Origin of the sequence: Streptomyces sp. bgisy159, assembly GCF_965341775.1 — a bacterium.
Taxonomy (GTDB): domain Bacteria; phylum Actinomycetota; class Actinomycetes; order Streptomycetales; family Streptomycetaceae; genus Streptomyces.
The window spans coordinates 51,976-76,631 of sequence record NZ_CBDQZH010000036.1; the positions used below are offsets into that span (position 1 = coordinate 51,976).

Here is a 24,656-nt window from a genome sequence, read left to right on the forward strand (position 1 = left end):
ACCGCGTGAGGACCGCCGCGGGGACGCTGTTCGGGGGACGGGCGCGCCGGCGCTGGGTCCATCTGATCCTCGGCGGGGCGCTCGCCATGCCGTACTTCCTCGTCGGCTCTCTGATCGTCGGGCCGGCGACGAACTCGCGGTATCTGTTCAACGACCTCTCCCTGCAGCTCGCCTCGTTCGCCCTCGCACTGCCGATGGCCGCGCTCACCGCGGCACTGTTCCCGCCGGCCCGGTCGCTGGAGGCCGGGGCGGTGCGCGCCCTGTGCGGCCTCGACCCGGACGGGCTGGCGCGGGGGCCGGCACGCAGCCGCGCCGCGCGGAGGCGCACGGCGGCCTTCTTTACGCTGCACCTGGGGCTGGGCGGCATCGTCGCCGGGATGTCGCTCGCGGTACCGCCGTTCGCGGTGGTGCTGATCGTGCTGCCGGTGGTGTCCCGGCTCGCGGGCACCCGCATGGGCATGCCGGCGGTCTTCGACCACGCCTGGGCGTCGGCGGCGGCTCCGGTGGCGGGCCTGGCCGCGCTGGTGGGGCTGGCGGCGTGCGCGGCCGGTGCCGGGGCGCTGCTGGCCCGCTCGGCGCCGGTGCTGCTCGGCCCGGGGCCCGAGGACCGGCTGGCGGCGGCCGAGGCGCGCGCCGCCGACCTGGCCGTGCGCAACCGGCTCGCCCGGGAGCTGCACGACTCGGTCGGCCACGCCCTCAGCGCGGTGATGCTGCAGGCCAGCGCGGCCCGCCGAGTGTTGGACAGCGACCCGGAGTTCGCGCGGGAGGCGCTCGCCGCCATCGAGGAGACCACGCGCCGCACGGTCGGTGAACTGGACGCGGTGCTGGGCGTGTTGCGGGACGGGGACGCGCCCGGGACGGCACCCGCGCCGACCCTCGCGGCCGATCTGGAGGGCCTGCTGCGGCGCACCCGGGCGGGCGGGCTGCGGGTGACGGCCTCGGTCGGCACCGACACCACCGCCCTGCCGCCGGTCCTGTCCCGCGAGGCGTACCGGATCGTGCAGGAGGGGCTGAGCAACGCCCTCAGGCACGGCGGCGGCCGGGGGACGGTGGCGCTGCGGATCGGGGTCGCCGACGGGCGGCTGCTGATCGACGTGGAGAATCCCCTCCCCGGACGGCAGGGGTGCCGCCCGGGCGGCGGCCACGGCCTGCGGGGCGTCGCCGACCGCGTGCGCCTGCTGGGGGGCTCGTCGCGGGCGGGGCCCGTCGATGACATGTGGCGGCTGTCCGTCCGCCTGCCGTTGGAGGGAACCGCATGACCCGTCCGCCGATCAGGGTCGTCGTCGCCGACGACGAACGCATGGTCCGCACCGCGCTGCGCGCCATCCTGTCCGCCGAGCCGGACCTGGAGGTGGCGGGCGAGGCGGCGAACGGGGCCGAGGCGGTGTCCGTCGTGCGCGAACTGCGGCCCGACGTCGTCCTGATGGACGTGCGGATGCCGGAGGTGGACGGCATCCGCGCCACCGAGCGGATCCTCGCCACGCTCGACGCGCCGCCCCGCGTCGTCGTCGTCACCACCTTCGAGAACGACTCGTACGTCTACGCGGCGCTGCGCGCCGGAGCCGCCGGCTTCCTGCTGAAGCGCTGCGACGCCGACGCGCTGGTGCAGGCGGTACGGCTGGTCGCGCGCAGTGACACCCTGCTGTTCCCGGCGGCCGTGCGGGCGCTCGCCGACGAGCACGCGCGCGCGTACGGCGAACCCCCGGCCTGGGTCGGCCGGCTGACGGGCCGGGAGAGCGACGTCCTGCGGCTGATGGCGGCCGGGCTGACCAACGCGGAGATCGCCGGGCGGATGGACGTCGGGCCCGCCACGGTGAAGACCCATGTGGCGGCGGTGCTCGCGAAGACCGGCGCCCGGGACCGCACCCAGGCGGTGATCGCGGCCTACGAAGCGGGCTTCCTGCGAGGGCGCTCCCAGGGCTGGTGACGGATCCGCCCCGGGGCGGCCGGCCTCGGTTCGCAGTGCCATACAGTGTCCGAAACACCGTACGGCCACATGGCATTCACATGTCACTCATCGGGCAGGAGAGGTCACCCGTGGGCACAGTCGTCGACGACGCCGCCTCCGAGGAGTTCCATGCCTTCTTCGAACGCCACTACGCCGAACTCTCGCGTCTCGCCCATCTGCTGACCGGAGAGCCGGACGCCGCCGACGATCTGGCGGCGGACGCGCTGCTGGCGCTGTGGCACCGCTGGGACCGGGTGCGCGCGGCCGACCACCCGGTGGCCTACGCGCGCGGAGTCGTCGCCAACCTGGCGCGCACCCGCATCCGCAGCGCGGTGCGCGAGCGGCGCCGCGTCGCGCTGTTCTGGTCGCAGCGCGAGGAGAGGACGGAGAACCCGGACGTCGCGGGGGTCCTCGACGTGCGGTCGGCGCTGCGCAGGCTCCCGTTCCGCAAGCGGGCCTGTGTGGTGCTGCGGCACGCCTTCGACCTCTCCGAGAAGGACACCGCGCTGGCCCTCGGCGTCTCGGTGGGTACGGTGAAGAGCCAGACCTCGAAGGGCATGACCGAGTTGCAGCGGCTGCTCGGCCGGCCATCGGTTCCGCGGCAGGTGCGCGCCGCGATGGCAGGTACCCGTGAGACCGCAGGAAGGGACCGATGACCATGCAGCGGGACGTGCACGACGAGCTGCGCGCCCGGCTGCGGGAGGCGGCCGGGACGCACGAACCGGACCGGGAGTACATCCTGGCCCGCGTCGGGCGGGGCATGGCGCAGCGGGGGCGCCCCGACCACCGGGCGACGCGGCCCCCGGTGTGGGGCTGGCTGCGGATCGCCGGCGCCACGGCGGCGGTCGCGGGCATGCTCGCCGCCGGCGGCTACGCGGTCGCCTCGGCCGTGCGCGGCGAACCGGCCCCGCAGGAGCGGCAGGTCGCCGTGCCGCCCCCGCCGGCCGCTTCCCCGGAGGCCACCGGCCGGCCGCCCGCCACCCCGCAGGCTCCGCCGCACACGGCCGGCCCCGAGCGGCCGGACCGCCCGAGCGGCACACCGTCCGGGGCGTCCACGCCCACCGCACCCGCCACCCCCGCCGCCCCGCACGCGCTGCCGGACACCGACGACGTGGAGAACGGCCCGCTGTGGTCGAACGGTTCGGTGGACCCGCACAGCAACGAGTTCTGGGCGCAGAGCAACGTGACGCTGAGGGCCTCGCAGCGGCTGACGGCGCTGACCGTGCAGTTGAAGATCGCCCAGACCGGCGGGGTGTCCTCCACGGGCGCCTGGCGCTCCCTGCCCGAGGGCGACTTCACCCTGACGGTGGCCGAGCGCGACGGCTTCCTCGTCTACACCTGGGTGCTCAGGCAGGGGCGTACCGTCCCGGCGGGCGAGTGGGTGTTCGCGGGCCAGTACGACCACGAGCGGGGCGGCCGGGACGCCGGGGACGACCGGTACACGATCAGCGGCACCACGGACGACGGCCTGCGGACCGTGGGCGGCGACTTCACGGTCCACGCCGCCGGCGACGGGGACGCGTAGCAGACCGGCCCGCAGGTCCCGGCAGCCTCTTCCTCGCCGGTGGCGACCACGAGGCGCAAGAGTCCACGAGGGGCGCGGCCGTCCGCGCCCCTCGGCCCGTGACCCCGCACCCGGGCGAAACTTTCGCTGCCCGCCGTCCCCCGCCCACCGGTTGACGCCCCGTTCCCCGCTGGTGACACTCCCAAGGCGCGCACCATCCGACAGAAAGCGTCAACCGGAACCCCCACACCCCCACAGGACGGCCCATGCGCCTCAGAGCCCTGCTGCTCGTGTGTCTCGCTCTCCTCATCGGCCTGTCGACCGCCCCGCCCGGCGCCGCACACCCCGGAGCCCCGCCCGTGAACCACCCGAAGTACGCCGGATACCTCTTCGCCTACTTCACCGGCGAGGGCACCGCCGACGGCGAGCAGATCCGCTACGCCCTGAGCCGGGGCAACGACCCGCTGCACTGGCGTGAGCTGAACGCCGGCCGGCCGGTGCTCACCTCCACCATCGGCGAGAAGGGCCTGCGCGACCCGTTCGTCATCCGCTCCCCGAAGGGCGACCGGTTCTTCCTGATCGCCACCGACCTGCGCATGTACCGCAACTCCAGCGGCAGCTGGGACGAGGTCCAGCGGCACGGCAGCAAGTCGATCATGGTGTGGGAGTCCACCGACCTGGTCCACTGGACCGACCAGCGCCTGGTGCGGGTCTCACCGGACACCGCGGGCAACACCTGGGCCCCGGAGGCCTACTGGGACGACTCGCTCGGCGCGTACGTCGTCTTCTGGGCGTCGAAGCTCTACGCCCAGGACGACCCGGACCACAAGGGCTCGACGTACAACCGGATGCTGTACGCGACGACGAAGGACTTCCGCACCTTCAGCGCGCCCGAGGTCTGGGACGACCCCGGCTACTCGGTCATCGACTCCACCGTCGTCCAGCACCAGGGCACCTACTACCGCTACACCAAGGACGAGCGGAACCCGTCCTCGGACTCCCCCTGCTCGAAGTTCATCACCGCCGAGAAGTCCACGTCGCTGACGGACACCTCGTACGACTTCGTCGCGGACTGCGTCGGCAGCGGTTCGATCAGCCGCGGTGAGGGGCCGACGGTGTTCCGGTCCAACACCGAGAAGAAGTGGTACCTGTTCATCGACGAGTACGGCGGCCGGGGCTACGTCCCGTTCGAGACGACCGACCTCGACTCCGGCCGGTGGACCATGTCCGCCGACTACCAGCTGCCGGCCAGCCCGCGCCACGGCACCGTCCTGCCGGTGACCCGGCGCGAGTACGACCGGCTGCTCGCCGCGTACCCGGCCGCACCCGCCTCGCTGGTGGACGTGACGGCGCGGCACCAGAAGGGGTACGCCGTCGTCACCGAGGCGGCGTCGAAGGTGGTGCTCCCGATGGAGCCGCACGCCGATCTCGCCCGCCTCGCGCCCCGGTTGTGGGCCGCGGAGGGTGCGACGGTCAGTCCGCCCTCCGGGACCCGCCGCGACTTCCGCAGGCCGCAGACGTACACCGTCACCGGCGCCGACGGCGCCACCCGGACCTGGACGGTGGAGGCGGTCCGCACGCGCAGCCCGGTCCTGCCGGGCCTGAACGCCGACCCGGACGTGCACTATCTGGACGGCGAGTACTGGATCTACCCGACCACCGACGGCTTCCCGGGCTGGAGCGGCACGCGGTTCAGCGCCTACTCGTCGAAGGACCTGGTCCACTGGAAGGACCACGGAGTGATCCTCGACCTGGGGCCGGACGTGTCCTGGGCCGACCGGAACGCGTGGGCGCCGGCGATCGCCGAGCGCGACGGGAAGTACTGGTTCTACTTCTGCGCCGAGCAGCAGATCGGAGTGGCGGTGGCCGACTCCCCCGCCGGTCCCTTCGAGGACGCGCTGGGCCGGCCGCTGGTGGCCAAGGGCGGTCCGCTGCCCGGCCAGATGATCGACCCGGCGGTCTTCACGGACGACGACGGGCAGGCCTACCTCTACTGGGGCAACGGCCACGCCTACGTCGTCCCGCTGGGCGACGACATGGTGTCCTACGACCCGGCGGCGGTGAAGGACATCACCCCGCGGGGCTTCCGCGAGGGTTCCTTCGTCGTCAAGCGCGAGGGGACGTACTACTTCATGTGGTCCGAGGACGACACCCGCAGCGAGGACTACCACGTCGCCTACGCGACGGGACCGTCCCCGCTCGGCCCGTGGACCGGGCGGGGGACGATCCTGTCCAAGCGTCCCGAGTACGGCGTCCTCGGCACCGGCCACCACTCCGTGGTCAACGTGCCCGGCACCGACGACTGGTACGTCGTCTACCACCGGTTCGCGCTGAACGGGCCGGGGCGGCCGGGCGGTGACGGCACCCACCGGGAGACGACGGTCGACCGGCTGTGGTTCGCCGCGGACGGTACCCTTCAGCCGGTCGTACCGACCCTGGAGTCGATCCGCCCGCTGCGGGGGCTCAGCTGACGAAGTACGTCGGGTTCGGCAGCTTGTAGGTGCGGTCGGCGTAGCCGCCCTGCAGGTCCGAGTACTGGTCGCCGAAGTTGGCGATGATCTCGTACCCGAGGTCGTCCTCGATGTGCCGACGGGTGCCCGACTTGTACTCCACGGTGGTGCACTTCCAGGCACCCGGGGCGGCGCAGTCGCTCAGGTAGGCCGGCGGGTTCGCCTTGTCCTTGAGGAACATGTGGCCGGCGTCGAGGTTCACATCGGCGCCGACCTTCTTCAGGTTCTCGACGGCCGCGGCGCGCTCCGCCTCGGCCAGGCCCGAGTTGTAGAACACCTCGACACCGCGCGCCTCGGCGTAGCGGACCAGGGCGGGGCTGCCGAAGACGGCCGGGCGGTCGGCCCGGTTCACGTACTCCGCCCAGGTGGCGGGGTTGTACGTGTAGTTGTAGCGCTTCTCGTAGTCGAGGCTGAGCAGCAGGGTGTCGTCGATGTCGAAGACGACGGCCGGCTTCTCCCCGTGCTTGTGCGCCTTGCGGGCCGCCTTGTCGATGTACTTGCGGGCGGCGGCGTCGATGGCGGCCAGGTCCTTGGCGTACGGGCTGTCCGGGGACGCCTGGTACACGCCGTCGGCGTCCTCGGTGGTGCCGTAGTAGCGGTCGATGTCCTTGACCAGCAGCCCGATGTTGTAGGGCTCGTGGGTGCTGTTCGCGGTCGACTGACCGGCCGTGGCGGCGCCGGCGCCGTAGAGGGCGGCACCGGCGACGGCACAGGCGGCAGCGACGGCCGCGATGCGCGATGGCTTTTGCATGACTGATTTTCTACGCGCGTCACCCCTCCGGGCGCGAGATCCGTTGCCCGATCGATACCAGGTCTTGGGCCGATCGGGGGAATACCCTCGGTCCCGCACCCGCCGAACGGCTCAGTCCGCGGTCGGTTCGGGTCGCTTCTCGGACAGTTCGCGCTCAGTTCGCGGTGGTACGCGGTCGGTTCCGCGGTCAGTCCATGGTGGCTCCGATGGTGGTGCTGCCGGTGGTGAGGAACGCGGTGGCGGGCAGCGAGCCGTCGGACCGGCGGGGGTTGTAGACGGTGCCCGCGTCGGTGGACCGGAAGGCCGGGGTGGCGACACCCGGGTCCCAGTTGTTCATGTAGGAAGTGACCGAGGAGCTCTTGGCGACCGAGCCGCCGCCGTTGCCCACGGCGAGGTTGCGGCCGAGCCTGGCGGCTCCGGTGGCGAAGTAGTAGCCCTTGTTGCCGTTGGCGTAGGCGGTCGTGCGGTTGATGACGATGGCGCCCCTGTTGCTGTTCTCGGTGAAGCCGTTGCCCCGGTTGTCCCAAGCGGCGGAGTTGTTGACGACGTGGGCGACGACCTCGCCGTCGCCGCCCAGCTTGTAGCCGTTGCCGTCGCCCGCGAAGGCGGAGTCGCCCCAGCGGTTCTTCCCGTTGCCGAACGACCAGGTGTGCTCGATGGTGACCGGCGAGGAGAAGGACCACAGGTCGATGCCGTCGTCGGAGTTGTTGAACAGGCGCGCGCCGATGACCCGGTTGCCGCTGCCGGAGCCGAACTTGACGGCGATGCCGTCGGCGTTCTCGCCGTGGCCGGCGCGGTCGTAGTGACCGTAGGAGTCGAGGTTGCGGACGGTGTTGTTCACGGTGCCGTCCCCGGTGAGGGTGAAGCCCGAGTCCCCGCCGTTGATCGTCTTGATGCGGTTCCAGTTGGTGCCGGTGCAGGACTGGCAGACGACCGCGCTGTCCGGGGAGTTCTGGAAGGTGAGGTCCGAGACGTTCCAGTAGTCGGCGGTCAGCTTGAAGATCCAGGCACCGGAGGGCAGGGACGAGCCGTCGATCTTCACGGTCTCCGAGCCGTACGCGGTGAGCGTGACGGGCGCCGAGGGTGTGCCGTCGGCCGTGGACTGGAGGGTGGCCGTCGGGTAGTAGGTGCCGCCGCGGACCTGGATGACGGTGCCCGGGGTGGCGTTCCTGATGGCGCTCGCCAGGTCCGTTGAGTTGCCGACGACGACCGTCGCGGCCTGCGCCGGGGTGGGAAGTGCGGCGAGGCCGGCGCCGAGGGCGAGGGCCGCCGCGGCGGTGAGAGCGGTACGACGGGACATGGAGTGGGGGTCCTTTCGCCGTGCGTGGAGAGGGGGAAGGCGGCCGGTTCAGGGACGCCAGTCGCCGAGGTAGGCCGCCGGGGTGTGCGACCGGGCCTCGGCACGGGTGAGCAGGGGCCGGTTCTCCGGTACGGAGATCTCGGCGCCCGGACCGCTGTTGCGGTACTCGGCGAACCGCTGCTCCTGCCAGGGGAAGGAGTCCGACATGTTGGCGTAGGGCGTGGTCGCGTCGATGCCGGGGCCGAGCCAGGAGTCGCGGACGGTGAGCATGGGCCGGGCGGTCCGGTCGGAGCTGGGCACCCACGGGCGGGCGAGCTTGTAGTAGCCGTCCGGGGCCCGGCTGCTGATCCGGCTCCTGGTCACCAGGTAGCCGTACGGATTGGCGCCCGCGGTGGACGGCGCGAAGACGAACCCGTAGGGGGCGCCGGCCAGGTCGGAGCGGTCCAGGGTGCGGAAGTGGCAGTGCTCGTAGACGGCGGTGGCCCGGCCGAAGACGAAGTCGACGTCGCCCTCCACGTAGCAGTGCGCGTAGTACTGGCGGGCGAAGGAGGCCAGGGACATCGAGTCCGCGTAGAGGGTGTCCTGGTGGCCGAGGAAGCGGCAGTGGGTGAAGGCGCCGCGGTCGCCCTGCACCTTGATCGCGACGGCCTGGGTGCCGGAGACACCGGGGTGGTCGGCGCGCAGCCAGTCGTTGGCGAAGGTGATCCAGCGGGCGGTGAAGCCGTCGGCCTTGACGGTGGTGGTGGCCGAGCCGGTGGTGCCGTACGTACCGGAGCCGTCCGGTTTGGGGGTGCCGGCGGCGTTGTCGTACACGACCACGACGTCACGAGGGTTCTCGGAGGCGCCGATCCAGGTCATCTCCGTGCGGTCGGACGTGACCTGGACGGTCTCGCGGTAGACGCCGGGGGCGAGGACCAGGGTCCGGCCGCTGCCGGTGGCGGCGGTGACGGCGTCCTGGACGGAGGTGAAGTCGCCGCGGCCGTCGGGGGCGACGTAGAGGGTCCGCGGCGTGAGCCGGGCGGCGGGTGAGCCGAAGCGGCCGAACGGTCGGCGGTCGCCGTGGGCCGCGGCGGGGCCGGCGGTCAGGGCGAGGGCGGCGCCGGCGCCGGCGCTCGCCACGAGGAAGTCTCGTCTGGACAGGGGACGTCGGGTGCGGGGCGCGGGCATGGCGGCTCCTTGGCGAGGCGGCTCTGGAGGGGTGCGGGGCCGGGGCGGGCGCCTTTGTGGTGGGGATGCGGTGCGGACCGCCCCGGCAGGCTCGCTCGGGGTCGGGTCAGCAGACGCGGCCGGCGCCCGCGCGGTGGTCGACGATGTGGGGCACGGCCCTCGGGTGGTCGACCCGGGTGCGCAGCGTCGGGGTCCAGCCGGCGCCTCGGCGCAGCGTCTCGTCGGGGATCTCCGCGTTGTGCACGGCGATCAGGTCGACGGGCCGGCCGTTGACGTAGTTGTTCACCGCGGTGAGCGGCTCGTCGTTCCACCGCTTGAGGGTCTTGGCGGCGCTGACGCCGGCCGGCATCGAGAACGCGTTGTCGGAGGCGTACAGGTGGGAGGCGATGCCGATGCCGAAGGTGTAGCCGTAGGTGTCGGCGTCGTCGACGACGAAGTGGTTGTTGTAGGAGTCGACCTGGCCGAACCGCACGCGGGGCGCCCGCTCGACGATGCCCTCGAAGCGGTTGTGGTGCAGGGTGACCTTGAGCTTGCCCTCGTCGGTGGCGCCGGCGCTGTTGCTGTTGCCGATCAGCATGGTCTTGTCGTGGTCCTCGAAGGAGTTCCACGACACGGTGACGTAGTTCGCGCCGCGCACGATGTCGACCAGGCCGTCGTGCTGCTGGAAGACCTTGCCGAAGTAGGTGGGCAGGGAGCTGTCCGGGTGACGGCCGTCGGTGAGGGTGTTGTGGTCGACCCACACGTGGTGGGAGCCGTAGACGACGACGGCGTCGTACTCGGAGTTCCAGGCGCCGGTCTTCCCGTCGTCGGTGGGGTCCCACTGCGGGAAGCAGTCGATCGGGGCCTCGACGTCGAGGTTGCGGATGATGACGTTCTCGACGCCGCGGACCTGGAGGCTGCCGCCGAGGATCCCGGAGTGGCGACCGACGCCGACGATGGTGGTGTTGGACGGGACGTTCGCCTTGACGGCCTTGTCCTGGTTGTCGGCGGACGCGGCACGCAGGTCCTCCTGCTCGCCGCTGACCTCGGTGTCGTGGCCCCAGACCGCGGGGTCGTAGTCGGCGAGGTACTGCCGGAAGTCGTATCCGTCGGCGGCGAAGGCGTCGCAGCCCTCGGACACCGCGTCGATCATCCCCTGAACCCTGATGATCTTCGGGGCGTCACCGCCGTCGGCGAGGGCGGCGCGGAACTCGTCCCAGGTGGTGACGGTGTAGACGTGCTGGGCGTCGGCGGCCGAGCCGCCGGTGGTGCCGGGGCCCTCGGAGGCCCAGCCGTCATCGGCGGCGAGCACCTGACGGCCGAGGTCGCGGCCGTGCGCCTGGGCGGGGGTTCCGGACAGGGAGAGCACGAGAGCGGTGCAGCCGACCAGCGCGGCGGCTCTCACTGTGGCATGCCCATGCCACTTCTGTGCGTTCATGGTGCGGCTCTCTTTCTTGGTGACGGGGGGTGTTACTCGGCGCTGCGGGCCGGCCAGGTGATCCACGACTCCGGTACGTCGTCGTCGAGCCGGCGCACGTCGCACGGCTCCAGCACCCGGGTGCGCAGCAGTTCCCGGGCGGCCAGGCGCGCGACGGCGATCGCGCCCGGCGGGTTGAAGTGCGTGTTGTCCTGCTCGGTGGCGGTCCAGTTGAAGTACTTCTTGGTCTCCTCGGCGCCCAGCTCCTGCCAGAGCGCCAGGGACAGCGCCTCGATGTCCAGCAGCGCCACGCCCTCCTGCTCGGCGAGCGCCCGCATGGCCGCGGGGTAGTCGCCGTGGGTGGTCCGGGCGTTGCCGTCCGCGTCGAACCTGCGGCGCTCCACGGAGGTGGCCAGCACCGGCCGTGCGCCCCGGGCACGGGCTCCGTCGACGTACAGCCGCAGATGGTCCTGGTACGTCGACCAGGGCTCGGTGTAGCGGGTGGGGTCGGCGCTCTTCTCGTCGTTGTGACCGAACTGGATCAGCAGGAAGTCGCCGGGGCGGATCGCCGCCAGGATGGCGTCGAGCCGCCCCTCGTCGTAGAAGCTCTTCGAACTGCGCCCGTTGACCGCGTGGTTGGCGACGGGCAGGTTCTTGTGCAGGAAGAAGGGCAGTGCCATGCCCCACCCGGTCTCGGGCGCGGCGTCGGCGTACTTCTGGGCGGCGGTGGAGTCGCCGGCGATGTACAGGGTGCGGTACCGCCGCGCGGCCTGAGCGGTCCCGTTCACCGCGAGGGCGAGGGGGGCGGAGGCGAGAGCGGCGGCGGTGAGCTGACGGCGGGTGAGGGACACGCCAGGTGCCTTTCGGTAAGGGGAACGCCGGGAGGGGCGCGGGTCGTTGCCGACCGGCGGTTCCGCCGCGGGGCGCGACCGGTCACGGCCGGCCGGCCGTCACCCCGCTGCCGGAACCACTCGGCTCGTCAGCTCTTCTTCTGCTGATTCCACTCCGCCTGCGCCTTGTCGAGCTGCTCGGCCATCGTGTCCAGGAAGTCCTTGGCGCTCATCTTCCCGAGCAGGACCTTCTGGAAGTTCGGCTCGTTGTCGGACTTGGAGACGGTGTTCCAGTCCGGCAGGTAGTACGGCAGCTGCACGATCGTGGTGGAACCGTCGTTGAGCGCCGCGGCCGCCAGCTTGGTCGGCTCGGCCTTGGAGATCCACGGGTCCTTGGCGGCCTCCTTGTTGGACGGGATGGCGCCGGCCGACTCGTTCCACTTGGAGTTCGACTCGTGGGAAACGGCGAACTCGATGAACTTCCAGGCCGCTTCCTTGTTCTTGGAGCTCTTGAACAGGCCCAGTCCGTCGACCGGGTTGGAGACCTGGACCCGCTTGCCGCCGGGGCCGGTCGGCTGCGGGATGCCGCGGAACTTGTCGGTGCCCAGCGCCTTGACGTGGTCCTGGTAGGAGCCCAGGTTGTGGTTGAGCATGCCGATGGTGCCGGAGTCCCACTGGGCGACCATCTTGGTGAAGTCGTTGTTGAGGTCGGCCGCCGGGGTGACCTTCTTGTACAGGCCGGCGTACTTCTCCAGCGCCGCCACGTTCTTCGGGTCGTTCAGCGTGGTCTTCTCCCCGCCGGCGTCCCAGAACGAGGTGATCCCGGACTGCCCGTACATCGCGTCGAGCGCCTGCGCGATGGATCCCGCGCCACCGCGGATGGTGTAACCGAACTCGTTCTTGCCGGCGTTCGTCAGCTTCTCGGCGGCCGTGTAGAACGTGTCCCACGTCTCGGGCGCGTCCAGGCCCGCCTTCTGGAACAGGTCGGTGCGGTAGTAGAGCGTGCCGTTGTTCGCGGAGGTCGGGATCGTGTACATGTGCGCGTCCGAGCCGCCGGCGTTCTTCACCGAGGCGATCATGCCCTCGTTGAGCTTGCCGTCGAGGGACGACTTGGCGAGCCGGTCCTCCAGCGGCTCCAGCGCGTCCTGGGCCGCGATGCCGGCCAGCATCGCCGCGCCGACACCGCCGACGTCCGGCAGGCCGCCGCCCTGGATGGCGGTGTCGTACTTCGACTGGGCCTCCTTGGACGGCAGGCCCACGTACTCGACCTCGATGTCCGGGTTGGCCTTCTCGAAGTCGGTGATGATCTCCTTCCAGATGTCGGTGCGCACACCGCCGTTGTTGTCCCAGAAGACGATCTTGCCCTTGCCGCTGCCCTCGCCGCCCTTGTCCCCGGAGCCGCTGCCGTCGTCGCCGCAGGCGGTGGCGGTCAGGGCGAGCACGGAACCCAGGGCTACGGCAGCGGCGGCGCGCCTGCTTCTGTGGATGCTGGTCTTCATTGGTCGGCTCTCTTCTTCTGGATCCAACGGAGCTGTGTGTGGCTGGGGGGTCTGTATCGGTGCGGAGCTGTGTCGAGCGGTGCCGAGCTGTGAAGTTGTGGGGGTCAGTGGGTGCGGGCGTACGGGTCCCGGCCGTCCGGTCCCACGAGGTGGGCGGCGACGGTGCGGCCGCGCGCGTCCGCCGCGCTCGACTCCGGCCGGTCGGCGGTGACCGCCGCGCCGGGGCCGGGGTCGCGGTACTCGGCGGACCGGGCGTCCTTCCACGAGAAGCCGCCCCTGCCGGTCCACGGCGCGGACCTGATCGCGGCCGCCAGTTCGCTGTCCCGGATCAGCACCTGGGCCACGGCGTCCGGTTCCTCTCCCGGCTGCCGGGGCCGACCCAGGTGGTGGAAGGACCCGGCGGGCGCGTCGCCGACGATCCGCGAGCGGGTGACCAGGGAGCCGTAGGGTTCCCCCTCCACTTCGAGGCGGCCGTCCCGCAGCCGTTGTCCGTGTCCGAACCCCGGCTCAGCGCCCGGATCACCGGCCGCTCGACGACGGCCGTGGCCCGCCCGTCCTGGTTGCCCGGGAAGGCGGTGCCCTCGAAGACGATCCGCTCGCCGGTCGTCTTCACCGCCGGCGCCTGCTCGCCCTTCGGGTCGTGCGCGGCTTCGTCGAAGTCGTCGCTGAAGGCGAGGTTGCGGGCGGTGACGTCATGCGCGTCGGTCCACACCGTGGCGCTGCAGGTCGAACCGCCGTACCCGCCGGGCGTGTCGTAGACGATGACGGTGTCCGAGCGGTGCTGTCCAGTCCCCTGCGGCATGATATTCGGCTTTGTCACGGGAATGTGAATCTTCTCCCGGTACGTTCCCGGCGCCACGGCGATGGCCACGGGCAGGTCGTTGCCCGCCGGCACGGCGTCCACGGCGGACCGCACGGTCGGGCGGGCGCCGGGGACGTGCAGCGTCACGGCGCCGCCGATCCGCCGCTGCGGCCCGGAGAACCGGGTCACCCGCGCCGGTACGGCGGCCGCCGGATCGAGCCGGTAGGAGGAGAAGTCCCACGGGTCGAAGGCGTCCCCCCGGGTGTCGGTGCGCCCGGTGGTGTTCCGCAGGACGGAGCCGCGCTGCACCAACTCGGCGGTGGGATCCGCCTGGTAGGGGTGCCGCACGCCGTCGTAGTAGCTGTTCTCGATGACCATCCGGGTGCGGCCGCGCGACCAACTGCCGTACGTCCACACGGGATCGCCGCTGGCCACCTGCGCCGAGAAGTAGTTGTCGTACAGGCGCGCGTAGGCGCAGTTGTCGGCGGACGGGTTGCGCTGCTTGGTGCCGGTGAACCAGTTGTGGTCGACGGACGCCTGGTCGGCGACCGTGACCACCTTGCCGCCGGTGGTGCCGGTGGTGCCGCCGGCGAGGGAGGCGAAGCCGTGCGCCCGGTCCGTCCAGCGGGCGGCCGCGGAGGCGGAGACGGGCGCCGTCGCGGTGGCCTCGTCGGCCCTCGCCTGGCCCGCCTGGCCCACCGCGCCGAGGCCCAGGGCGGCGGCCAGGCCGGTGACGGCGGCCAGGACGACACCCGGTCTCGGCAATCGCTTGCCATGGAAGTGCGTCATTGCGGCTCCCAACAGGCTTGGAGACACGGTCGGTTACAGCGGGGTGATCCGGAAGCGCGTGAACGTGGCCGCGCCGGCGCGCCCGGGCCCGTCGGGCGCGGCGGCGAACAGCCCGAGCAGGGCGCCGACCCAGCGCCAGGGCGTGGCGGCGAAGACCGGACCGGAGGGCGACAGGCCGTCGCCGGGATCGGCGAGGAAGCGGCAGCGTGCCCCGGCGCCGATCTCGATCCGCAGCCGGGCCCGGCCGTGCGGGGCCGGCCGGGAGCGGGCGGCGTCCCGTTCCGCCTCGGCGACCGGCTCGGCGAACCGGTGCACCAGCCGGACCGTCCCGTCGGCGTCGCGCTGGAGCCCGATCCAGGCGAAGGCGTCGCCGAGGACGGCGAGTCCGGCCCGCGCGCCGGGTTCCGCGTCGTGCAGCTGAAGCGTCACCTCGACGGCGGACGGCATGCCGGGCAGCCGCTGGGTCAGCACGTTCGGCAGCCGACGCAGGTCGTGCGCGTCGAGGTCGCGGACACAGGCCAGCCGCAGTCCGTCACCGGAGTGCTGGGTGGCCCATCCGTCCTGGGGATCGGCGGTCCACTGCCACTGCCGGCCGAAGCGTCCGCCGGGGAAGTCGTCGTCGGTGGCGGGCGCGGCGGGCGGCTGCGCCGGCAGGCGGGGCCTGTCGTGGACGAGGACGGGGGCGCCGTCGTCCCCGAGCACCGGCCAGCCGTCGTTCCCCCAGCGCATCGGCTGCAGGTGCACCACCCGGCCGTACGCGCCGCGCTGCTGGAAGTGCAGGAACCAGTCCTCGCCCGCCGGGGTGCGCACCCAGCCGCCCTGGTGCGGGCCGTTGACGTCGGTGTCCTTCTGTTCGAGGACGATCCGCTCCTCGTAGGGGCCGAAGAAGTCCCGGGACCTGAGGGCGCCCTGCCAGCCGGTCTCCACTCCCCCGGCGGGCGCCAGGATCCAGAACCAGCCGTCGTGCCGGTAGAGCTTGGGGCCTTCGAGGGTGAACCAGCCGGGTATCCGGTCCGCGTCGACGATCACCTTGCCGTCGTCGAGCAGGGAGGTGCCGTCGGGGTGCATCCGATGGCCGGTCAGGCGGTTCTTCACGCCCGCGCGGGACTTGGCCCAGGCGTGCACCAGGTACGCCTCGCCGGTCTCCGGGTCCCACAGGGGGCAGGGGTCGATGAGCCCCCTGCCTTCCTTCAGCAGGTGCGGGCGAGTCCAGGGGCCCCTGATCTGCGGGGCGTTGACCTGGAAGATGCCCTGGTCCGGGTCGCCCCAGAAGATCCAGAAACGGTCGTCGTGGTGGCGGATCGAGGGGGCCCAGACGCCGCGGTCGTGGCGGGGCCGGCCGAACTCGGCCGCCGGGGTGAGACGGTCCAGGGCGTGGCCGACCAGCGTCCAGTTCACCAGGTCCCGCGAGTGCAGCAGGGGCAGCCCCGGGGTCCGTCCGAAGCTGGAGGCGGTGAGGTAGAAGTCGTCGCCCACGCACACCACGTCCGGGTCGGACCAGTCGGCGTTCAGGACCGGGTTGGTGTACGTCGTCACTGGCTCACCGCCCTGCGGGCCAGCGCGGCTGCGTCGTCCCGGCCCAGGCGGCCGTCGGCGACCACGGTGACGATCCGGCGTACGGCGGTTCCGCCGGGCGGGACGGCCAGCCGCTCCTCGGACGCCAGCGACGAGCCGGCGCCGGGGTACTCGGCGGTGCGCACGAACCAGGGGTCGCGCCGGGTGGTGCCGGTGGCCCCGGCGAAGACCAGGGTCCAGTCGGTGCCGGTCAGGGCGAGCCAGTCGGCGGGCCGGCCGTGCGCCCGTTCCTCGCCGTCGGCGGTCTCGGTGAACACGTCGGGGGGCCGCTCCTCCTTGCGGGCCCGCCAGAAGAAGCCGCCGTAGGCCGCGCCGGGGCGCCCGTTGGTGGCGGGGCTGCCGATGGTGACGGGCTCGGCGGTGACGTTGGTGAGCGAGAAGGTGAAGTCCAGCGCCCACGCCGTGGCGGTGAGTCCGGTGGCGGCGACGGTGCGGCGCTCGCGCAGCATTTCCCGGCCGGCGGCGACCCAGCGCAGCTCGGCCACGAAGCCGTCGGGGTCGCGCAGTTGGAAGCCGGCGTGCCGCTGGGCGCCGTGGTTGTCGAGCTCGGTGGGGCCCTGGTCGCGGACGAAGGTGCGCCCGCCCCAGAAGTTGTGCCCCTCGACGTCGGGAACGGCGACACCGACGCCGAGGTGGTGTGCGTGGTCGGCCGGGGTCAGCTCGGTGACCGCCGTGCCGGCCAGGGTGGTGACGGGATGCAGGTAGGGGCGCGGGGAGAGCCGGGCCGGCAGTTCGGGCCGGGTGACGTAGCGGCCGACCGGGCGGCCCGCGACCCGCAGGACGTGGGCGTCGTCGCTCGTCATCAGGTGCTCACCTCTCTCGGCAGGTCGCGGGCGGGCGGCGGCCAGGGGGCGCCCAGTTCGGAGTAGAGCGAGAGGGTGTCGGCGGCCGCGGCGACCAGGCCGTCCACCCCGGGGACCACCCGGCGGCCCTCCTCCGGCAGCGTCCGCCAGGCCGTGGCGGGCAGCGGGGCCGGGTCGGGGGCGGTGCGGATCGCCTCGACGACCTTCATGAAGGCACCGGTGGCGTCCGGCGGGACGAGCAGGGCGGCGCCGTCCACCAGATGGTCGACCAGGTTCTCCAGCAGGTCGGTGCGGCCGTACTCGGACTCCTGCGGGCCGTGGTCGGCACGCTGCAGCAGGACCCGGTCCTGCTTGTACCAGTGGGTGATCCGGCCCCGGGTGCCGTGCACCAGCACGTACGGGTCGTCCGGGCGCTCGGCGCACAGGGTGGCGGCGACGGTGACGCGGCGGCCCGCCGCGGTGGTGACGCGGACGCAGGAGGTGTCGTCGGACTCGATGTCGTTGGCGTGCCACAGCTCGGTCTCGATGCCCGTGACGTCCTCGGCGCGGGTGGCGCCGTCGAGGGCGAGCGCGGTGACGACGGCGTGCGCGAGCGGGTTGGTGAGGGCGCCGTCGATCACGTCGACGCCGTCCATCCGCCGCTTGCCGGCCCAGGGGGCGCGCCGGTAGTACGCCTCGGGCCGGGCCCAGGCACCGGCCCCGCCGACGCCGGTGACCTCGCCGATGGCGCCGTCGGCGATCAGCTCGCGGATCGCGGGGACGGCGTGGGAGCCCAGCGACTGGAAGCCGATCTGGCAGGCCACGCCGGCGTCGGCGATCCCGTCGGCCATCCGGCGGAACTCGGCGTAGGAGGGCGCCGGGGGCTTCTCCAGGAGCAGGTGGACCCCTCGGGCGGCGGCGGTCAGCGCCAGGTCGGCGTGGGTGGGGATCGGGGTGCAGACCACGGCGATGCGGGCGCCGGTGGCCTCCAGCAGCGCCGCGAAGTCGGCGGACTGTGCGGGGCTGCCCAGGCCGTCGGGGATCTCCTCCCGGCCGAGCGGGGTCAGCTCGCAGATGCCGGCCAGGCGGACGATGCCCTTGTCCTGGAGGCGGCGGATGTTGTCCAGGTGCCAGCGGCCGTGGCCGCGGGCGCCGGCCAGCACGAGGGGTACGGGCATGTCGGTCACGGGGTCCTCCCTGCGTCCGCGCCGCGGGCCGCCTCGCGGTCGGCCACGGCGCTGTCGGTCCTTCCGTGCAAATGGCAGTGGTTCATCCCTTGACCGCCCCCGCGCTGAAGCCGGTGATCAGCCACTTCTGGATGAACGCGAACACGATCACCACGGGGACGGCGGCGATGATGCCGCCGGCCGCCAGCGCGCCCAGGTCGACGCTGTCGGCGCCCATCAGGGTGTTGAGGCCGACCGGGATCGTCTGCTTGCTCTGGTTGTTGAGGAACATCAGGGCGAACAGGAAGTGGTTCCAGGAGTGCACGAAGGCGAAGGAGCCGACGGCGATCAGCCCGGGGCGCAGCAGCGGCAGCACCACGATCCGGAAGGCGCGCAGCCGTCCGCAGCCGTCCACCCAGGCCGCCTCCTCCAGGGAGTACGGCACGTTCTTGATGAAGTTGCTGATCAGGATGATCGACAGCGGCAGCTGGAACACGGTCTCGGCGATGATGACGCTGCCGAGCGAGTTGATCATCTGCAGGTTGGCGAAGATCTCGAACAGCGGGACCAGGAGCAGGGCCCCGGGGACGAACTGGGAGCAGAGCAGGGCCAGCATGAAGCCCTGCTTGACCTTGAAGTCGAAGCGGGCGAGGGCGTAGCCGCCGGCCAGGGCGACCAGGGTGGTCATCACCAGCGTGGCGACGCCGACGAGGACGCTGTTCTGGAAGTAGGTGCCGAAGCTCCGCTCGTTCCAGACCTTCTCGAAGTGGTCGAAGGTGACCGGCCAGGGCACGAGCGAGGTGGATCCGGCCGGGCGCAGCGAGAACAGCAGGATCCAGTAGAAGGGGACGAGGGTGAAGACGAGGTAGATCGACAGCGGCAGGTAGATCTGCCAGCGGGGGGCCTCGTCCCAGGCGCGGTGGCCCTTGGCGGTACGGGGCGCCTCGGGGGCCGGGGGCGCGGGGGCGGGGGCGGGCTTGACGGCCTCCTTGGTGATCACTTGGACTCGCCTCCGAACTTGCTCAGCCGCAGATAGACCATCGAGCAGAAGAGCAGGATCACGAACGCGACCGTGGTCAGGGCGGACGCGTAGCCGAAGTTGTGGGCGTCGACGCTGGTGTTGGCGATGTACAGCGGGAGCGTCGTGGTCTCGCCGGCCGGTCCGCCGCCGGTGAGGGTGTAGAGCAGGTCGACGTTGTTGAACTCCCAGACCGCGCGCAGCAGCGTGGACAGGACGATGGCGTCCTTCAGATGGGGCAGGGTGATGTGCCAGAACTGCTTGATCTTGCTCGCCCCGTCGACCTCGGCGGCCTCGTAGAGGTCCTTGGATACGGACTGGAGGTCGGCGAGGACGAGGATCGCGAAGAAGGGCACGCCGCGCCACAGGTCGGCGACGATCGCCGCCGGGAAGACGGTCGAGGTGTCCGACAGCCAGCTGGTGCCGTAGCTGCCGACCCCCATGTCGGCGAGGTAGCGGGTGATACCGGTCTGGGAGTTGTAGAGCAGCACCCAGATCGCGGAGGTCAGTACGCCGGAGACGGCCCACGGGGAGAACACCAGGGCGCGTCCCAGCGCCCGGCCCGCGAAGGTCTGGTTGACGATGAGCGCCAGCGCCAGGCCGAACAGCAGCTGGAGGCCGACCTCGACGACCACCCACTTGGCACTGAAGGCCAGGGTGTCCCAGAACTGGGGGTCGTCGGTGAAGATCTGGACGAAGTTGTCGAAGCCCGCGTAGCCGTTGCGCCATGGTTTGGTGGGGTTGTAGTTCTGCAGGCTGTAGTAGAAGACGCTGATGACCGGGTAGGCGATGAAGCCCAGCATCAGCAGGCCCGCCGGGGCGATCAGCAGGTAGGGGAGTCTGCGGGGCGTGGCGGAGGCACGGCGCCGCCGGGGTGGCGCGGGCGGTTTCGCCACGGCTGCGGCTTGGGCCATGACTGTTCTCCGTTCGCTTGCTTGCTGTGGGTCGTGTACGGGTGGAGAAGGGTGGGGCGGGAAGCCGGGTGAAGCGCTTTCCACCTGTGCAGGGTGCGGCTGCGCGCCGCGTCGATCGGGGCGGGGGTCAGCCGGCGTAGGGGTCGGCGACCTTCCCGGGGCGGGCCAGGAACTCGAAGTCGCAGCCGGTGTCCGCCTGGGTGATCTGGTCGTTGTAGAGCGCGCCGTAGCCGCGCTCGTAGCGGGCGGGCGGCGGCGTCCACTCGGCCCTGCGGCGCGCCAGTTCCTCGTCGTCCACGTGGAGGTGGAGGCTGCGGGCCGCGACGTCCAGGGTGATCCGGTCGCCGGTGCGGACGAGGGCGAGCGGTCCGCCGACGTGCGACTCGGGTGCCACGTGCAGCACGCAGGCGCCGTAACTGGTGCCGCTCATGCGGGCGTCGGAGATCCGCACCATGTCCCGTACACCCTGCTTGAGCAGGTGGTCGGGGATCGGCAGCATGCCGTACTCGGGCATGCCCGGGCCGCCCTTGGGACCGGCGTTGCGCAGGACGAGCACGCTGTCGGCGGTGATGCCGAGATCCGGGTCGTTGATGGTGCGCTGCATGGTCCGGTAGTCGTCGAAGACGACCGCGGGGCCGGCGTGCTTGAGCAGGTGCGGCTCGGCGGCGATGTGCTTGATGACGGCGCCGTCGGGGCAGAGGTTGCCGCGCAGCACGGCCACCCCGCCCTCACTCGCCACCGGGTTGCCGCGGGGGCGGATGACGTCGTCGTCGTGGACGAGCGCGCCGGCGATCTGCTCGCGCAGCGTGTCGTACGAGACGGTGGGCCGGTCCAGGTGGAGCAGGTCCGCGATGCGGGAGAGGAAGCCGGGCAGGCCGCCGGCGAAGTGGAAGTCCTCCATGAGGTACTTCCGGCCGCCGGGCCGGACGTTGGCGAGCACCGGGACGGTGCGGGCGACGCGGTCGAAGTCGTCCAGGGTGAGCCGGACCCCGGCCCGGCCCGCCATGGCGATCAGATGGATCACCGCGTTGGTGGAGCCGCCGAGCCCCAGCACGGTCGTCACCGCGTCCTCGAACGCCTCACGGGTGAGGATGTCGTTCAGGGTGCGTCCGCGGTGGACCAGTTCGACGATACGCAGGCCCGCCGCGGCGGCCATCCGGTCGTGCCCGGAGTCCACGGCCGGGATGCTGGACGCGCCGGGCACGGTGACGCCGAGCGCCTCGGCGGCGGCCGTCAGCGTGGACGCCGTGCCCATGGTCATGCAGTGGCCGGGCGAGCGGGCGAGGCCGCTCTCCAGCTCGGTCATCTCGCAGTCGCCGATCAGGCCGGCCCGCTTGTCGTCCCAGTACTTCCACATGTCGGTGCCGGAGCCGAGTACCTCGCCGCGCCAGTGGCCGGGCAGCATGGGCCCGGCCGGCACGAAGACCGTAGGAAGGTCGACGGAGGCGGCGCCCATCAGCAGCGCGGGGGTGGTCTTGTCGCAGCCGCCCATCAGCACCGCGCCGTCCACGGGGTAGGAGCGCAGCAGCTCCTCGGTCTCCATCGCGAGCAGGTTGCGGTAGAGCATCGGGGTGGGCTTCTGGAAGGTCTCGCTCAGTGTGGAGACCGGGAACTCCAGCGGGAACCCGCCGGCCTGCCACACGCCCCGCTTGACGGCCTGGGCGCGGTCGCGCAGGTGCACATGGCAGGGGTTGATGTCCGACCAGGTGTTGAGGATCGCGACGACCGGCTTGCCGAGGTGCTCCTCGGGGAGGTAGCCGAGCTGGCGGGTGCGGGCGCGGTGGCTGAAGGAGCGCAGACCGTCGGTGCCGTACCACTGGTGGCTTCTGAGCTCTTCCGGCTTCTTCATATGGACCATCCGGCGGCGATGGCGGCGACCTCGGCGCGCTCGGCCTCCGGCAGCGCGCGGCTGGGCGCCCGGACGTCGCGGCGGCACAGGCCGAGCGAGGCGAGGGCCTCCTTGACGACGGTGACGTTGTCGGCGCTGCCGTTGGCGGCGCGCAGCTCCTCGAAGCGGCGGATCTGCTCCCAGACCTTCATGGCGGCCGGGTAGTCGCCCGAGCGCAGCGCCTCGATCATGTTCAGCGAGACGGCCGGGGCGACGTTCACCAGGCCGGAGGTGAAGCCGGTGGCGCCCGCGGAGAAGTAGGACGGGGCGTAGGGCTCGGCGAGTCCGGCCACCCAGACGAAGCGTTCCAGCCCGGCGTCCCGGGCGAAGGCCGCGAAGCGCGCGGCGTCCGGGACGGCGTACTTCACGCCGATGACGTTGGGGCAGGCGTCGGCGAGTGCTGCGAGGTGCTCGCCGCGCAGCTGCGGGTTGCGGATGTACGGCACGACGCCCAGCTCGGGCACGGCCTCGGCGATGGCGCGGTGGTAGTCGACCCAGCCGCGCTGCGAGACGTAGGGGTGGACGGGCTGGTGGACCATCACCATCCGGGCGCCCAGCCCGCGGGCGTGCCGGGCGGAGGCGACGGCGGTCGGCACGTCGTGGCCGACGCCGACCAGGACCACCGCGCGCTCACCGGCCTCGTCGAGGGTCAGCTCGGTGACCAGGCGGCGCTCCTCGGGGGCGAGGGCGTAGAACTCGCCGGTGTTGCCGTTCGGGGTGAGGGTGGTGATCCCGCCGTCGAGCAGCCGGCGCACCAGGGCCCGGTGGGCTTCCCGGTCGACGGAGCCGTCCTCGGCGAACGGGGTCACCGGGATGGCCACCACGTCGGCCAGCGCCGCGCGCTGGGTCTCGAACGCCACGCTGCTCATTCCTGACCTTCCTGTTCCGGCGCCCCGGGGAACGCCCGCTGGACGAAGGACGCGATGTGGGCGTGGAGCGCGCGGGCCGCGCCGTCGGCGTCACCGGCCAGGGCGAGCCGCAGGATCTCCCGGTGCTCGCCGGCCTCCCGCTCCCAGGAGGGGGAGGCGGCCCAGGCGACCGCGGAGACGAGAGCGGCCTGGTCGCGGACCTCGTCGAGCATCCGGCCGAGCAGCGGGTTGCCGCACGGCAGGTACAGGGCCCGGTGGAACTCCCGGTTCGCCAGCGAGCGTTCGGCGGTGTCGGTGGCCACGTCGGCCCTGGTCAACGCTTCACGGGCGGCGTCCAGTGAGGCACCGCGGAGAACCGCGCGCTTCAGCGCCTCGGGTTCGAGCAGCAGGCGCACGTCGTAGACCTCACGCGCCATGGCCGCGTCCACCGTGCGCACCGTGACGCCCTTGTACTGGCTCATCACGACCAGTCCGGTGCCGGCCAGGGTCTTGAGCGCCTCACGCACCGGGGTCTTGGAGACCCCGAACTGGGCGGCGAGTTCGGACTCGACCAGGGCCTGACCGGGCGTGAACAGCCCGGTGAGGATGCGTCGCTTGATCTCCTCCAGCACGTACTGCGTGCGGGAGGGGATCGGCGTGGGCACAGAGGTCATGCGGGCCTCTCGGATCTCAGAACCGGATTCTCAGAATCGGATCTCGCATATCGCGTCTCATATATGACGTACGAAGTACGATTCGTTGAAGGTAGGAGGGGCCCCGTGGTTCGTCAATGCTTCTGACAAAGGAACCTCGGAAACCCCGGGCGGCCCGTCAGACCTCGGTCGTCTCGCCCTCGCGTGCGCTACGGGTCGGCCCGCCGAAGGCGGCGGCGGCACGGGCGGTGGCGTCCTCGCGGGTGAGCGTGGGCCCGACGTGGGTCACCAGCAGTTCCCTTGCACCCGCCGCGCGGGCGGCCCGCCCGGCGTCCTCCGGGGTCATGTGAACCTGTTCGCTTTCGCGATGCCGGTCGATGTCCGCCTCGCACAGGAAGACATCGGCGGAGGCGGCGAGTCCGGTGAGCGCGGCACAGGGTCCGCTGTCCCCGGAGTAGGCGAACACCCGGCCCTCGCACTCGGCGCGCAGTCCGTAGGTCTCGGTGTCGTGCCGCACGGCGCGGGCGTTCAGGCGCAGCGTCCCGTACCGCGCGCCGTGTCCGTCGTGAAGGGGCCGGAAGTCGAAGACACCCTTGAGGGAGCCCTCGTCGGGGCGGCCGAAGAAGCCGGCGACGCGACGGGCGCAGTCGGCCGGAGCGTGCACCAGAACGGGCGCGGGCGGGGTGAGACCGCCGTAGGCGAAGGCGTAGAAAGCCGACAGCAGATCGGCACTGTGGTCGGCGTGCAGGTGGGAGATCCAGATGGCTGTGAGCCGCCTCGGATCCGTGTGCCGCTGCAACTCGGCGAACGTCCCCGGCCCCGCGTCCAGCCACACCTCGGCCCCTCCCCCGCGCAGCAGGTAGCCGGAGCAGGGGCGGTCGGGGGCGGGGTGCGGGGAGGCGGTGCCGAGGACGGTGAGGCTGAGGGACATGGCGGGCGTCTGCGGAGGTCAGCCGCCGAAGAGATCCTGCGCCCGGGTGACCTCCCAGGCACGGTCGAGCAGAGCACCGAGCTCCTCCGACCCCTGGCAGGACAGCACACGCTCCCGCACCGCGTCCGAGACCTCCAGACCACGCCGCTCCAGCACCATGAGGACCGTGTGCGCCCGCTCCTCCTCACGGCCTTCCTCACGGCCTTCCTCACGGCCTTCCTCGCGGACCCGCTGGGCCGCCGCGGAGCGGAAGAAGATCGTCATCGTGCTCATCAGCTTTCTCCAGATCTCGACGGCTTCGGAGCCCGAGAGACCGGCCTCCACGTACTCGGCGTAGATCACGGCTTCGTCGGGGTCCATGGCGTTGAGTTCGTGACTCCTCCAG

The 24,656-nt window shown here is 72.1% G+C and carries 20 protein-coding genes and 2 pseudogenes; 5 read left to right on the forward strand and 17 right to left on the reverse strand.

Annotated features, from left to right (window positions below):
• The first annotated feature begins 5 nt into the window (after positions 1-5).
• The 5 genes from ACSLTV_RS27560 to ACSLTV_RS27580 all read left to right on the forward strand — a co-directional run bounded on the left by ACSLTV_RS27560 (position 6) and on the right by ACSLTV_RS27580 (position 5,923).
• A complete protein-coding gene (locus ACSLTV_RS27560) occupies positions 6-1,259 on the forward strand; it encodes a sensor histidine kinase (RefSeq protein WP_432138281.1) in 1,254 nt (417 codons plus the stop codon).
• Positions 1,256-1,927: a response regulator transcription factor gene (locus ACSLTV_RS27565; RefSeq protein ID WP_432138282.1), complete on the forward strand. Its 672-nt coding sequence runs from the start codon at positions 1,256-1,258 to the stop codon at positions 1,925-1,927. Before ACSLTV_RS27560 ends, ACSLTV_RS27565 begins: the two co-directional genes overlap by 4 nt.
• Positions 1,928-2,037: 110 nt before the next feature.
• Positions 2,038-2,604, forward strand: coding sequence for a SigE family RNA polymerase sigma factor (locus ACSLTV_RS27570; RefSeq protein ID WP_432138283.1), 567 nt, complete (start codon positions 2,038-2,040; stop codon positions 2,602-2,604).
• Positions 2,601-3,473 (forward strand): hypothetical protein, encoded by an 873-nt coding sequence (locus ACSLTV_RS27575; protein ID WP_432138284.1) that lies wholly within the window; start codon positions 2,601-2,603, stop codon positions 3,471-3,473. The genes ACSLTV_RS27570 and ACSLTV_RS27575 overlap by 4 nt, the downstream gene beginning before the upstream one ends.
• A gap of 245 nt (positions 3,474-3,718) precedes the next feature.
• Positions 3,719-5,923: a family 43 glycosylhydrolase gene (locus tag ACSLTV_RS27580; RefSeq protein WP_435613063.1), complete on the forward strand. Its 2,205-nt coding sequence runs from the start codon at positions 3,719-3,721 to the stop codon at positions 5,921-5,923.
• On the opposite strand, the gene ACSLTV_RS27585 is transcribed toward ACSLTV_RS27580, so the two are convergent.
• From ACSLTV_RS27585 to ACSLTV_RS27665, 17 genes and pseudogenes are all read right to left on the reverse strand, one after another.
• The gene (locus ACSLTV_RS27585; RefSeq protein ID WP_432138286.1) at positions 5,916-6,713 is read right to left on the reverse strand and encodes an HAD family acid phosphatase; all 798 of its coding nucleotides are present in this window, start codon (positions 6,711-6,713) and stop codon (positions 5,916-5,918) included. The two genes, ACSLTV_RS27580 and ACSLTV_RS27585, sit on opposite strands and share 8 nt — an antisense overlap.
• A gap of 187 nt (positions 6,714-6,900) precedes the next feature.
• Positions 6,901-8,013, reverse strand: coding sequence for a right-handed parallel beta-helix repeat-containing protein (locus ACSLTV_RS27590; RefSeq protein ID WP_432138287.1), 1,113 nt, complete (start codon positions 8,011-8,013; stop codon positions 6,901-6,903).
• 48 nt (positions 8,014-8,061) lie between these two features.
• Positions 8,062-9,180: a pectinesterase family protein gene (locus ACSLTV_RS27595; RefSeq protein WP_435613064.1), complete on the reverse strand. Its 1,119-nt coding sequence runs from the start codon at positions 9,178-9,180 to the stop codon at positions 8,062-8,064.
• A gap of 106 nt (positions 9,181-9,286) precedes the next feature.
• The gene (locus tag ACSLTV_RS27600; protein ID WP_432138289.1) at positions 9,287-10,597 is read right to left on the reverse strand and encodes a pectate lyase family protein; all 1,311 of its coding nucleotides are present in this window, start codon (positions 10,595-10,597) and stop codon (positions 9,287-9,289) included.
• 32 nt (positions 10,598-10,629) lie between these two features.
• Positions 10,630-11,427 (reverse strand): rhamnogalacturonan acetylesterase, encoded by a 798-nt coding sequence (locus tag ACSLTV_RS27605; protein ID WP_432138290.1) that lies wholly within the window; start codon positions 11,425-11,427, stop codon positions 10,630-10,632.
• A gap of 128 nt (positions 11,428-11,555) precedes the next feature.
• Positions 11,556-12,905 (reverse strand): ABC transporter substrate-binding protein, encoded by a 1,350-nt coding sequence (locus ACSLTV_RS27610; protein WP_432138291.1) that lies wholly within the window; start codon positions 12,903-12,905, stop codon positions 11,556-11,558.
• 104 nt (positions 12,906-13,009) lie between these two features.
• A pseudogene (locus tag ACSLTV_RS27615) lies at positions 13,010-14,496 on the reverse strand (pectinesterase family protein).
• A 33-nt stretch (positions 14,497-14,529) separates the two neighbouring features.
• A complete protein-coding gene (locus tag ACSLTV_RS27620; RefSeq protein WP_435613065.1) occupies positions 14,530-16,032 on the reverse strand; it encodes a family 43 glycosylhydrolase in 1,503 nt (500 codons plus the stop codon).
• Positions 16,029-16,874, reverse strand: a complete 846-nt coding sequence (locus ACSLTV_RS27625) for a PmoA family protein (RefSeq protein ID WP_432138293.1) — start codon at positions 16,872-16,874, stop codon at positions 16,029-16,031. The genes ACSLTV_RS27620 and ACSLTV_RS27625 overlap by 4 nt, the downstream gene beginning before the upstream one ends.
• Positions 16,874-18,031, reverse strand: a complete 1,158-nt coding sequence (locus tag ACSLTV_RS27630) for a Gfo/Idh/MocA family protein (protein ID WP_432157638.1) — start codon at positions 18,029-18,031, stop codon at positions 16,874-16,876. The genes ACSLTV_RS27625 and ACSLTV_RS27630 overlap by 1 nt, the downstream gene beginning before the upstream one ends.
• Positions 18,032-18,122: 91 nt before the next feature.
• Positions 18,123-19,019 (reverse strand): carbohydrate ABC transporter permease, encoded by an 897-nt coding sequence (locus tag ACSLTV_RS27635; protein ID WP_432138294.1) that lies wholly within the window; start codon positions 19,017-19,019, stop codon positions 18,123-18,125.
• On the reverse strand, positions 19,016-19,951 hold the full coding sequence (locus tag ACSLTV_RS27640) for a carbohydrate ABC transporter permease (RefSeq protein WP_432138295.1): 936 nt from the start codon (positions 19,949-19,951) through the stop codon (positions 19,016-19,018). The genes ACSLTV_RS27635 and ACSLTV_RS27640 overlap by 4 nt, the downstream gene beginning before the upstream one ends.
• Positions 19,952-20,078: 127 nt before the next feature.
• A complete protein-coding gene (araD, locus tag ACSLTV_RS27645; protein WP_432138296.1) occupies positions 20,079-21,809 on the reverse strand; it encodes an L-arabinonate dehydratase in 1,731 nt (576 codons plus the stop codon).
• Positions 21,797-22,708, reverse strand: coding sequence for a dihydrodipicolinate synthase family protein (locus ACSLTV_RS27650; protein WP_432138297.1), 912 nt, complete (start codon positions 22,706-22,708; stop codon positions 21,797-21,799). The genes araD and ACSLTV_RS27650 overlap by 13 nt, the downstream gene beginning before the upstream one ends.
• Positions 22,705-23,361 carry a GntR family transcriptional regulator gene (locus tag ACSLTV_RS27655; RefSeq protein ID WP_432138298.1) on the reverse strand — a complete coding sequence of 219 codons (657 nt, stop codon included), beginning with the start codon at positions 23,359-23,361 and terminating at the stop codon, positions 22,705-22,707. Before ACSLTV_RS27655 ends, ACSLTV_RS27650 begins: the two co-directional genes overlap by 4 nt.
• A 157-nt stretch (positions 23,362-23,518) precedes the next feature.
• Complete coding sequence (locus ACSLTV_RS27660) at positions 23,519-24,271, reverse strand: MBL fold metallo-hydrolase (protein WP_432157603.1); 753 nt, start codon at positions 24,269-24,271, stop codon at positions 23,519-23,521.
• Between the two features lie 18 nt (positions 24,272-24,289).
• A pseudogene (locus ACSLTV_RS27665) lies at positions 24,290-24,656 on the reverse strand (hypothetical protein); the annotation flags it as partial.